This is a genomic window from Pedobacter metabolipauper (assembly GCF_004362715.1).
Lineage (GTDB): Bacteria > Bacteroidota > Bacteroidia > Sphingobacteriales > Sphingobacteriaceae > Pedobacter > Pedobacter metabolipauper.
Window position 1 is genome coordinate 1,009,618 of record NZ_SNYC01000003.1, and the last position, 12,487, is coordinate 1,022,104.

Sequence of the window (12,487 nt, forward strand, 5' to 3'; positions counted from 1 at the left end):
AATCTTTTATGTAATGCAAGTTAATCTATTAATTCTATTTTGGAAATGAATTAATACACAGTAACCATGCCATCGTACAAATAAACTAACGGTTAGTATAATATTTTTTTTTTTGAAATGGGCAGACCTTAAACTTAGATATAATTTGGTCCCTATGCCTAATCTACTTATGAAAAAGAAAGACAATGCTACTGCGGTAGCTTGTCTGCTTATTAACGCATTACACGTAAAAATTAATCCAGGTACTGTTGAAGCTTGTTTAAAAGAGCATCCTGAATATCCAAGCTTATTAGCAGTAAGTGACTGCTTAACGGAATGGAACATTCCAAATCAGGCATATAAGATCAGCAGGAAGGATTATGATGCCAATGAACTCGAATTTCCATTTATAGCTCACCTGAATACCAATGGTGGTTATTACATGATGGTACATGAACTAACCGACGGCAGGATAGTTTACAGTGATGAAGAGCGTATCCGGAAAAACATGTCTGAGCAAGATTTCTTAAAGATCTGGAGTGGCATTGTATTGTCTGCCGATGTTAACGAAAATAGCGGTGAAGAAAATTACCCGGCCAATCGCTTAAAAGAAAGTTTTAACAGGCTTAAGGTTCCCCTGTTGCTTCTGGTGATTTTAGGTATTGTCTTATTAAACATAAATAATGTACATGGCTGGAGCTACTTCGTTTTATTAGGTATTAAATTAGCCGGCACAGCAACAAGCATTCTATTGTTAATGCATAGCATTGATGCAAATAATCCGCTGATACAAAATCTCTGCAGCCTGGGTAGTAAAAATAACTGCAATGTGATTTTAAGATCTGATGCAGCACAATTAACTCCCTGGCTTAGCTGGAGTGATGTGGGCTTTTTTTACTTTTCAGGTTCTTTTTTAAGCTTGCTGCTCATTCCTGCCAGCCTGCCATTGCTAAAGTTATTAAATGTTTTTAGCCTACCCTTTATCGTTTTCTCCATCAACTATCAATACCAGCATAAAAACTGGTGTATACTGTGCTGCTTCATTCAGGCTTTTCTATTGCTGGAATTTTTGACTTCACTAAGTAGCTACTGGTTTTCAGATCTACCTGACTTAAACTTTTTCATGATTCAGGTTGCTGACTACTCTCCATCTGCAATACCAGCTATTGTCTTCTGCTTTTTAACGCCAATTCTAACCTGGTCTGTTTTGAAACCCGGTCTGTTGAAGTCTGCACAATTTAACCCCATGAAAAAGCAGCTTCTAAAGTTTAAGTACAACAGCGAACTATTTAATCAGGCACTTACCAGTCAGCCCCGATACGCTGTACCAGACGACCTGATGCCAATTAGCCTCGGTAATCCAAATGCCGAAACTACGATTACAATGGTTACAAACCCATTCTGCGGACCTTGCGCTAAAGCGCATGAAACCCTGGATAAATGGTTAAGTGTGCGTGATGACATCAATATTAAAATAATTTTTACGACGGCTGACCACGACGACGATGATCGTACAAAAATTGCACGTCATGTAACTGCATTAAGCTTATTAAACGATACTAAATTAGTAAGTCGTGCACTAAACGACTGGTATAAGCAAAGCGGTAAAAAGTATGACAGCTGGGCATCGAAATACCCTGTTAATTTTAAACCCAAGAGCGTTGAGAAAAGTAACAGCGTTGAGAACGTTGAGAGCGTTAAAACTATTGATCGCTTTGATAACACCGCTAAGACCACTGAGAACGTTGAGAACGTTGAGAGCGTTGAGAGCGTCGAAATGGCTTTAGTTACGGCTAAACAAAAAGCATGGTGCAATTTAACTGAAATTGCGTTTACACCAACCATTTTAATCAATGGGTATAAACTACCCGATCCCTATAGATTGGAAGATATCAAGTACTTGATTAACTAACCCTACCAAGAATTTTGCAAAAAGGGGCAGCCGGTTGCAACGAAACTGCCCCAGAAACGAGTACCGACGTTTATCGGTACCGCTTAAGTAAACCAGGCGTGACTGGATTACAAAATCTTCAAAACAAATCTAAAATTCAAATTATGAAAAATGTAAACCAACTCAGCAAAGCTGAGATGAAAAATGTAACCGGTGGTGGTGATATCTGCTACATGTCTGTAACGTATGATAACGGATCAGTAGGAAGTGACAATTACTACATTGGTGGTGGAAGTTCAGGTGCAAACGACCTTTGTGTTGCATGGATTACCGGATCAAGCTATGGTGTGTCAAGCTGCAGATACGATTGCCTGTCAGATGGAATCGGACAATAAATTAACCTTAACCCACCCTTTTATAGGGTGGGTTTAAATTCAATAAAATGAGAATATATTCCCTCTGTTTCATTCTGTTATTAAATTTTTCAGCAAAAGCGCTGCACCGTTTTTATCCGAAGCCTGATGCTATTACCATTAGCGCGCACTTAAAATCAAACGAAGCGCTGATATTGACCTATTACGATGATTATTTAGTGAACCAAAGGCTGATCTTCAATAATCAATCTAAAAAAGACAGCACAATTACACAAACGATCACTTCAAACCATATCCTGGAATTTAGATATAGTATTATTAATGGATCAACAAATGAAAGCTTTTTTACCATTTTCTACGCAAAAAGAGGTGATCAGATCCATATAGGATTGCAGGGGTTCGTATTAAAGAACCTCGGTAATAACAACTTGCTTTTTATTAGTGATTTTTTAGCATTAAACGACTCCATGTTTGCTGCAAAAAACACTGGTACAACAACGCCCGGAAGGGTTCAATTCCATAAAGAGGAATTGACTAAAAACTTAAAAAAGATTGATGCCCTGCTATTAAATAGAAAACTAACCGATTCAATAGCCAGTTTATGGAAAGAGGCGGCCCGTAATTTCTATTATCTGAAACTTTCCAGGTTAAAATACAGTCCTCAGGATCCGTATCTGGACACCTTATTTAAAGCGCTCAAACAAGTTCTTTCACAAAAGACCAACCTCAATTCCACTTTTTTGAATGCTGCAATGTACAGCATCGGGAATTATCGAAAGATTAAAAATAGCCCGAATTTTAATCTGAAGTCTTTTGTGGAAGAAATAATAAAAATAAATACTGAAAAAAGATACAAAACAGGGATTGTTTACCAGGCACTCAATAGCTTTCCTGAAAAAACCTCTAAATTATATCTGGACAGCTATGCTCTGTTTGACAATAACCTCAATGATGCTGGTTTTCGGTCCCAGAACTATGCAGCCAGGATAATTCCGGTTCAAAAATCTTTCGACAAAACCACTATTAAACTAATTACTACTGATGGTAATGCTTTAACGCTTGCTGATGTATTTAAGAAGAACAAAGGCAAGTTTATCTTCGTTGACTTTTGGGCAAGCTGGTGTGTTCCCTGTATTTATGAATTTCCTTACCTGGAAAAAGCAAAGACCAGGCTTGCCAATAAGAACATTGTCTTTGTATCCCTTAGCCTGGATCTTGATGCCAAAGGCAAAGACTGGAAGAATGCGATGCTTAAATCTAAAATTACCGGGAAGAACCAGTTCCGGGTAATTGAAAAATCGAATAAACCATTGAGCAGACTATATCAGATTGAAGCGATTCCTAAGTTCATGGTCTTTAATGAAAACGGGATGTTACTAAATGACCAGTTTGTAAAGCCATCTGATAAAACTTTTGAGGAGAAGCTATTGATGCTTTTATCACCAGGAAAACCTGGAAGGCCAATTGGAATTACCAATCTACCAAAAATTTGAAACCCGATTTTTAAATATACCCTAGCAGCTATAACTTGAAAAAATTCCAATTTTACAAGCAACCAGACCGAATGGACTGTGGCCCTACCTGCCTGCGTATGGTAGCCAAATATTATGGTAAAAACTTTAGCGCACAGCGACTCCGAAATATTTCGGGCATTAACCGCGAAGGTGTTTCTCTATTGGGAATTAGTGAGGCTGCAGAAAAAATAGGCTTTAGAACTATAGGTACCCGCCTTACTTTAAATCAACTGGCCGAAACCGAGTTGCCAGCCATCCTCCATTGGGACCAAAAACACTTTGTGGTTGTTTATAAAGCTCCTTCTAAATCTGCAAAAGAAAGGCTTTGGTATATTGCTGATCCGGCAAAAGGCTTGATCACCTATACCGAGAAAGAATTTCTGATGCATTGGTTAAGTGTACATAACAATGGGCACAGTCAGGGTATTGTGCTCATGCTCTCCCCTACACCCGAGTTATATGCGCAGGAAGGCGATAAAAAAGAGGGGCTGAATTTTAGCTTCTTATTGAGATATCTATACCGTTATAAACAGCTGGTTATTCAATTGCTTATTGGTTTAGGTGTAGGTAGCTTATTGCAGCTGATTGTTCCTTTCCTTACTCAATCCATCGTTGATATCGGAATCAATACACGTAACCTCAATTTTATCTATATAATCCTAATTGCGCAAACCATGCTCTTTATAGGTAGAATGAGTGTAGACTTTATCAGATCATGGATCTTGTTGCACATAAGCACCCGCATAAACATTTCCATTCTGACAGATTTCCTGATCAAACTGATGAAGCTGCCAATGAGTTTTTTTGATACCAAAATGACGGGCGACATTATGCAAAGGATGAATGATCAAAAGCGCATAGAGACCTTTTTAACGGGCTCTACGTTAAATGTAATCTTCTCTATGTTTAACCTCGTTGTATTTACAGCTGTCCTTGCTTATTATAATCTTAATATATTTATTATTTTTCTTGTCAGCAGTGCATTGTATTCCCTCTGGGTAATTGCCTTTTTAAAGAAACGCAGGGATCTCGACTTTAAGCGTTTCGATATTTCTTCGAAGAATCAGAGCAGCATTGTACAGCTTATTAGCGGAATGCAGGAAATTAAGCTAAATAACTGCGAACAACAAAAACGCTGGGAATGGGAAAGCCTGCAGGCAGGTTTGTTTAAGTTCAGTATAAAAAGCTTGTCACTAGGCCAGGTTCAGCAGTCGGGAGCGTTTTTCATTAACGAGGGTAAGAACATTATCATTACTTTTTTAGTAGCTAAAGCTGTAATTGACGGACAATTAACATTGGGCGGCATGATGGCCATTCAATACATTATCGGACAAATGAACAGTCCGATTGAACAGCTGCTCGGTTTTATCCAATCGCTGCAGGATGCCAAGATCAGTTTGGAAAGACTAAATGAAATACATCAAATAAGTGACGAAGAATCGGTTCAGCAGGTATACTTAAATGAACTGCCGCAAAGCAAGACAATTAGCATCAGCAATTTAAACTTTACCTACCCGGGGGCGGGAAATGAACCTGTTCTGAAAGGCATAAACCTGACCATCCCCGAGGGAAAAACGACAGCAATTGTAGGCATGAGCGGTAGTGGAAAGACTACGATCTTAAAGCTTTTATTACGTTTTTACGTGCCTGAAAAAGGAGAGCTTAAGGTAGGCGCTACAAACCTGGACCAGGTCGGTTACCGGTACTGGCGTGGCCAATGCGGTACCGTGATGCAGGATGGCTTTATTTTTTCTGACAATATTGCTAAAAACATTGCCGTAGCTGATGAGTATCCTGATATGGAGAAATTACAGCACGCCATTAAAGTAGCGAATATTACAGACCTGATAGAAAACCTTCCGCTTGGTCTTTATACAAAGATCGGTGCAGAAGGCAATGGCATTAGTCAAGGCCAAAAACAACGGATCCTGATTGCAAGAGCAGTTTATAAAAATCCTGAATACATTTTTTTTGACGAAGCCACCAATGCGTTAGATGCAAATAATGAAAGCGTAATTATGCAAAACCTGGAAGAGTTCTTTAAGGGCAGAACCGTTGTAGTAGTCGCACATCGCCTAAGCACCGTTAAGAATGCAGACAACATTGTCGTTCTGGATAAAGGAATAATCATTGAGCAGGGCACTCACGCAGAACTGACAAAAAGTAAAGGAGAATATTATCAATTGGTAAAGAACCAGCTGGAGCTGGGAAATTAGCTATGTTTTAACCATTATACAAAGAATATGAACCTGCCACCGATAGCCCCACCCGCTGCACCAAGTGCAGCACCTCCTGCTGCAAAGCCACCCGAAGTTATATACCAGAATAGTGATGAAATGAACGAAATCATCACGGCAGTTCCTTCCTGGATCCTGCGCCGCGGAATTACCTTAATTTTGCTGGTTCTGATTTCTATAATCCTGATGTCGGCCTTTATCCGTTATCCGGATATCGTTAGAACAACGTTAAAAGTAAATTCGCTAAACGCACCAAAAGGTGTTATTGCGCATCAATCGGGTAAATTGATCAAACTGTTAGTAAAAGAAAACCAGCACGTAACTGCCAGGCAAGCGTTGGCATTTATAGAGAGCACAGCCAATGCCAATGATGTGATCAGGTTGGCAGAAAAGTTGAAAACACTGCGTAATCAGTTTGGAAACGCTAAATCAATCAACCTTAATGATTTGGAATTTACCGGATTAAACTTTGGTGAACTTCAGGGTAGTTATCAATCCTTTTATCAGGAATACCTTCAGTATATTAATACTCAAAATGGTGGACTCTATGTAACTCAAAAAGCCTATCTGCAAAAAGATCTGGAAGAGATTAAGAAGCTACAGGACCAGATTAATCAGCAAAAGAAAATCCAGCAGCAGGAATATGCCAATGCACAGGAAGAATATGATTCATACACGAAACTGAAGTCTAAAAATGTAATATCCAACAGTGAATTTAAGCTGCAGGAAAATAAGTACCTGTCAAGCAAATACCCGCTCCAGCAAACAGCAACCGCCCTGTTAAATAACAATAGCAGTTATATGGCAAAGCAAAAAGAGATTATTACACTGGAAAACACCATCAAAGAACAGCAAGCCAAATTCATGCAGGCACTAAACAGTATGATTAATGAAGCAGATATCTGGCTAATGAAGTATGTTGTTACCTCTCCACTTGATGGTACGGTAGGTTACGCAGGCATCTTACAGGAAAACCAAAATGTAACAACAAACCAGGAATTATTTATCGTAAACCCTGGCAATACTGATTTCTTTGGCGAGGTTCAGATCCCCCAGTATAATATGGGGAAAGTGAACCTCGGACAAAGCGTACTGATTAAACTAAGGAGCTACCCTTTTGAAGAATATGGAATGATCAATGGAAAAGTCAGTTTCATAACCGCTGCGGCATTGAAGGACAGTGTTTTCATTGCAAAGATCGATTTTAAGAATTTTGAACAGAAAGATCCATTTCATGCAATCGTTCTAAAACCCGGTATGATGGGCGATGCCGAGATCATAACCAGGGAGAGTTCGCTGTTGCAGCGCTTTATGAGAAATATGACCAAAATGATGAATAGTAATTAACAGTTCGGGTGTATTAGAAAATATGGTCTTAATTATGATAATGTAGAAAGTATTTTTTATTTACATTGCAGTATATAATTATGAACATGATATCCCCTACCTGCGCTAAAATATTAAACAAGATCAATATATTGATTGTTGCTACCCTTCTATCCTGCCAGGGAAACACCAGATCTACCACTGCTGATACTACTCTACCTATATCATCAGACTCAACGGAAAAAAGAAGTAGTTCTCCAGAGATTAAGAAAGAAAAAAGTTTCGTGATCCTGGAAGGAGAAATTACCAAGACAGTTTATGAGGCATCAAAATCTTCTTATCACGATTTTATTACTTATGATTCCTTAACGTATGCTGCGAAAGACGGAAAGATAGTCCTGCCGGTAAAAAATGGACAAGTTGTTTTAACAGACAATACTGGCGTTCCCCATGATGAAAATATAGAGACCCACAAATATATTGGACAAGTTAAGCCCATTCATAAATATGTAATTGAAGTACATCTGTATGAAGATAACTTTTTCGTGCTTATAGATATGGAAAGCGGAAAAAAGGATACTGTAAATGGATTTCCTTACTTATCGCCAGATCATCAAAAGATTTTTGCAAGTCAATTTAATCCTTATGAGACTTACGACCATATTAACCCGCCTACACAAGATGTTGAACTTTTTGCGGTTACAAAAAATGGAATTGGGGTAATTGCTTCAAAACCCTTCAGTTGGTATTTTAAAGAAGTGTATTGGAAAGATAACCATACCATTTATGTTAAGGCCACTACAGTAGCAGATGGATCAGATTTCATATTTAAGAAACTGACGATAACGGAACAGTAACCAGAAGTTCCCAGAAACATGCCCTATGCTAAAATTCATTTTTATGCGCAATGCTCCAGTCGCCATCTCTGATCTTTCTAATGCTGTTTAAATGTGTCTTATTAAATTTAAAATAGTCAATTGAGTATTCAGGAGTCTTTTCAATTTCCTGCTTTCCATCAGCAGATGTAGATAATACGCTTTGCATGGTATCAACCTTTATTCTCAAAATGATCAGTTCCTTCGCATTTTCCCAATTCAGGATCTGTTCTTTTTCCGGATTACTTTCAAATGAATGTTTCGCCTTTCCATATTTCTTATTGAAATAATTGGTTAAATTGATCTGGTTCTTATTTTCACTGGTGGTTTCATTGGTAGCTTGCATTGCTAAAAATTCGCCTTTTTTAGACTCCATCATATCTAATTTCTGAAAATAGATACCGTTCAAAACGGCCAGACTATCTTCTTTATTCCAGCTGACAGTTATATAATTATATCCGAAAGTACTCAATACCTGTCTTTTTTCATTGTATCTCTTTGCGCCAATCACTGTGTCAGGATCATCATAAATATTATACAATGTATCTTTTCCAAAGAAATTCTCGTCCAGCAATTTTAAAGTTTCTTCTTTACCCAAGTCTTTTGGATCTTTTGAAATGGTATTTTCTGTCCGTGCTACTTTGTCGCCATAAAAGTCAGAAACATCAAAATCCATGTTCACCGTTTCTAAATTCAGGATCTTATCATAAACCGTACGGGGCTTACAACTCATAATTATTAAGACGATAGAAAAGATAAGCAGCGTATTGAAAATTCTCATAAGTTAAAATAGCTTACATGGAATTGATTGTCCAGGCGTTGTTATAACAACTGTATAATCCTGAAAAAGTTTTAACTAACCAGTGTGATCATTAAAGCACAGGGTCTATTAAGAAGAAAATGTAATGAACTACCTATTTCTTGTACAAATAAAAAGCAGCAGAATCTCCCCTACCTTTTAAATTAAGCTGCTCTGCTTCTTTTTCAAAATCCTGTAATTCAGAAGAGCTAAACACCTTATTAACCGGATACATACCGTGATGCTCATCGTCAACGAATAAAGGAATATCGCGACGATAAAGTTCACTTCCCCAAAATTGAAAGCCGGTTGAATCGAAGATTGTCTTTTTAATTTCGAATCCTGAATCTTCCGCCAAAATATTCATACTCTTTACCGTATGCAGAAAGAAATGCCTGGGCGCATCTAACTGAACCCAGTTTCCCTGATAACGATCCCAGGCGTCCCCTATTACAGGAATCCGAACGATTAAACATCCGTCTTCCTTTAACAATGCACGGCATTGCACGAGTTCTTCCTTCTGTTGATCCATGTGTTCCAATACATGATTCATTAGAATTATATCGTAAGCATCTTGCTGCAATTCACTCAGGTCTTTCTTCATCACCTTTACTCCGTAACCATAATCGATTTCTGAAGGAAGAAATTTATCTACCCCCTCTACATTTTCAAATCCAAGGTTAAATAACTCACAGATAAGCTGCCCCTTTCCACAACCAACGTCCAGAATTCTGTCATTTATTCCTGTATGGATCGGCTTCAGGTTTTTTAAGGCGTATTTATCCTGTTTGTATTTTTTCTTTAACCGGAAGCCCTTAAATAACCGCTTAAAGAAAGGAAGTATTTTTAATGGAGGTATAATGTGGGTAAAAGAATAATAATAAGGAGGATAGTATTTGGTAATATTTTTGGGAATATCTGCTATTTGCAAACAGCCGCAAGATGAGCATTCCTGATAACGGAATTCATCTCTTAAACCAAACATCATCTCTCTAAAACTATGTTCTTTATCAATTGGGGATTTACATATTCTACAATTTCCGGTACGGCTCATTATATTTGGTGGTTCATTTTTATTGAAGAGGGCTATATTGCATATTTGGCCTTTTCCCAGTGTACAGGCATACTGGAGAACACTGGAAGAGGGATAAACAAGGTAGCATATCTGGAGGCTAAAAACCTAAAGTTAATTAAAAAACCAATAACACCAAATAAAAGTAATTAATAGTAAACAACATAAAGATTCTTATTCGGAAAACTCTATCTTGCTTATGATTAAGCAATAAGAATAAATGATTACGTTATATGTCGATCTTAAACTAATAATTACCCGATGAAAAAGCTAAAGTTCTCCAGGGATGAAGGTTCTGAATTCTATAAGGACCTTAATGAAAGTTTAGAGGTATATTTTTCAAAAGCAGGCCGATCGAGAACCGGGAATACGAAAATGAAATTTAAGATCTTCCTTTACTTCAGCTTAGATCTGTTGTTTTATTTGCTGATGATCAACAGTTCATCTCCTGCATTGTTCTTTACATTTTATCTTTTAATGGGGCTGTCAATCCTGTTAACTGCGTTTAATATTTCTCATGATGCAGCACATGGTGTTGCGGTAAAGAGTAAATTCTGGAATAAGCTGCTGTTCTCTCTGAGTTTCAATCTGCAGGGAAACAATGCGTATATATGGGGTAAGAATCACAATGAATCACATCATTTATATACCAATGTAGAAGGGAGTGACATTGATGTTCTCAATAACCCGGCATTCAGGATGACTTCAACACAAGAGTTAAAGTGGTTTCATCGCTACCAATATCTCTATGCACCGGTATTATACCTGCTGTATTCTTTAAACTGGTTTTTGTTCAGAGAAACCCTGATGCTCTTTAAAGTGTCCAGCAGAACCATTAAAGTGGAAATACCTATAAATGAAGCTATAAAACTGATCTGTTATAAGCTGATCTATATTGGTTACATGATTGTTTTACCATTATACCTGCTTCCATTCGGCTGGACAACGATATTACTCGCATTTCTGATCAACCATTTTTTGATCTCTATCTTATTTGTTGGTGTGCTTGGCGTTGCACACTTATCAGACTTTGTGGTTCATCCTGTTCCCGATGCAGACAATAAACTGAACATGAGCTGGCCAAAACTACAGATGTCTACTTCCATAGATTACAACGCATCCAGCAAATTCCTGAACTGGACATTAGGTGGCTTTAATGCGCATGCCCTGCATCACCTGCTTCCTAACGTTTGTCATATTCATTACCTGGATATATTACCCATATTTAGGAAACTGGCGAAGAAACATAACATGACCTATATGGAAATGAGTTATGCCGCATCGCTTGCTTCGCATTTTAGATTTTTAAAAGTAATGGGCAAAGAACATGAGTTAATCCCTGCTGCGTTTGAAGGATAAACATTTACATATTGCTGAAGATAGCGAATTGCTGAAAACCATACACAAACGTGTACAGGATGGAATTGTTATTGATCAAAAAAGTACCGCTTTAAAGCTTTCTTTAAAGTTTGCAGTTTACTTCTTAAGTACTGCTTTTATTTATACATTGCTTTATATAACCTCAAATCCTGCTTTATTTATTTTATTCTTTATTCTATTTGGTTTTACCTCTTTACTTTTTGCATTTAATTTTGCTCACGACCTTTCTCACAACACGATCTTTAAAAGTAAAAAACTAAACAATATATGCTATACCATCATATATTCAATGCTTGGAGCACATGCAGAAGCCTGGAAACTAAGACATGTAAATTCACACCATTATGCACCTAATGTAGCAGATTATGATTCAGACCTTAAGATCACAAAGCTCATCCGGGTAATTCCCAATAGTGAATATTTCTGGTTTCATAAATACCAGCATATTTATGCACCATTGGCCTATACCAGCTATTCCTTATTTTGGATCTTTATTAAAGACACCGTTATCTTATTCTCAAAAGATGATTACAGCAAGAAAAAAGGGCTTAAATACCATCTTTCGTTTTGGATTCAAAAATTAAGCTACCTCATTTTTATATTGATCCTACCCCTGCTCTACACATTACAGCCCTGGTATCTGGTAATTACGGGTTTTTTGCTTATGCATTTGAGCTTGTCATTGTTCCTGCTGTTCACTTTCTTTATGACACACCATGTAGAATCTACTGCTTATCCGACAACAGATCAAGACGGTATCATTAATACCTCATGGTTAATGAATCAAATTAAAAGTGCCAATGATATGCATCCCTTTAGTGAGGCTGCAAATTTTATACTTGGCGGATTTAATAATCACATTGCACACCACCTTTTTCCAAATTACAACCACATTCACTACCCCAGGCTAAATTTGATCTTGTACGCCACACTAAAAGAATATCACATTATACCCAACCAAACCACCTATTGGGGCGGTATCGTTTCTCATTTAAGGTTATTAAAAAAGATGGGGTTAGGTGATCAGATCTAATCGCGCT

The 12,487-nt window shown here is 37.6% G+C and carries 10 protein-coding genes; 8 read left to right on the top strand and 2 right to left on the bottom strand.

Annotated elements, in window-relative coordinates:
* Nucleotides 1-154: 154 nt before the first annotated feature.
* The 6 genes from ATK78_RS04310 to ATK78_RS04335 all read left to right on the top strand — a co-directional run bounded on the left by ATK78_RS04310 (nt 155) and on the right by ATK78_RS04335 (nt 8,178).
* Nucleotides 155-1,891 carry a cysteine peptidase family C39 domain-containing protein gene (locus ATK78_RS04310; protein WP_133574807.1) on the top strand — a complete coding sequence of 579 codons (1,737 nt, stop codon included), beginning with the start codon at nt 155-157 and terminating at the stop codon, nt 1,889-1,891.
* A 143-nt stretch (nt 1,892-2,034) separates the two neighbouring features.
* Nucleotides 2,035-2,265 (top strand): hypothetical protein, encoded by a 231-nt coding sequence (locus ATK78_RS04315; RefSeq protein WP_133574808.1) that lies wholly within the window; start codon nt 2,035-2,037, stop codon nt 2,263-2,265.
* A gap of 47 nt (nt 2,266-2,312) precedes the next feature.
* Nucleotides 2,313-3,737, top strand: coding sequence for a TlpA family protein disulfide reductase (locus ATK78_RS04320; RefSeq protein ID WP_133574809.1), 1,425 nt, complete (start codon nt 2,313-2,315; stop codon nt 3,735-3,737).
* Nucleotides 3,738-3,772: 35 nt separating this feature from the next.
* The gene (locus ATK78_RS04325) at nt 3,773-5,974 is read left to right on the top strand and encodes a peptidase domain-containing ABC transporter (RefSeq protein ID WP_133574810.1); all 2,202 of its coding nucleotides are present in this window, start codon (nt 3,773-3,775) and stop codon (nt 5,972-5,974) included.
* Nucleotides 5,975-6,001: 27 nt separating this feature from the next.
* Nucleotides 6,002-7,342, top strand: a complete 1,341-nt coding sequence (locus ATK78_RS04330) for an HlyD family secretion protein (RefSeq protein WP_133574811.1) — start codon at nt 6,002-6,004, stop codon at nt 7,340-7,342.
* A gap of 80 nt (nt 7,343-7,422) precedes the next feature.
* Entirely contained in the window at nt 7,423-8,178 is a 756-nt protein-coding gene (locus tag ATK78_RS04335; protein ID WP_133574812.1) for a hypothetical protein, read from the top strand.
* A gap of 28 nt (nt 8,179-8,206) precedes the next feature.
* Here ATK78_RS04335 and ATK78_RS04340 read toward each other — a convergent pair whose 3' ends face one another.
* Nucleotides 8,207-8,929, bottom strand: coding sequence for a hypothetical protein (locus ATK78_RS04340; protein WP_133574813.1), 723 nt, complete (start codon nt 8,927-8,929; stop codon nt 8,207-8,209).
* A gap of 181 nt (nt 8,930-9,110) precedes the next feature.
* Nucleotides 9,111-9,983: a class I SAM-dependent methyltransferase gene (locus ATK78_RS04345; RefSeq protein ID WP_166664819.1), complete on the bottom strand. Its 873-nt coding sequence runs from the start codon at nt 9,981-9,983 to the stop codon at nt 9,111-9,113.
* A gap of 345 nt (nt 9,984-10,328) precedes the next feature.
* Here ATK78_RS04345 and ATK78_RS04350 point away from each other — a divergent pair, with 345 nt between their 5' ends.
* Together ATK78_RS04350 and ATK78_RS04355 are read left to right on the top strand one after the other, a co-directional pair.
* Nucleotides 10,329-11,426: a fatty acid desaturase family protein gene (locus ATK78_RS04350; protein ID WP_133574815.1), complete on the top strand. Its 1,098-nt coding sequence runs from the start codon at nt 10,329-10,331 to the stop codon at nt 11,424-11,426.
* Nucleotides 11,416-12,480, top strand: a complete 1,065-nt coding sequence (locus tag ATK78_RS04355) for a fatty acid desaturase family protein (protein WP_166664820.1) — start codon at nt 11,416-11,418, stop codon at nt 12,478-12,480. Before ATK78_RS04350 ends, ATK78_RS04355 begins: the two co-directional genes overlap by 11 nt.
* Nucleotides 12,481-12,487 lie beyond the last annotated feature (7 nt).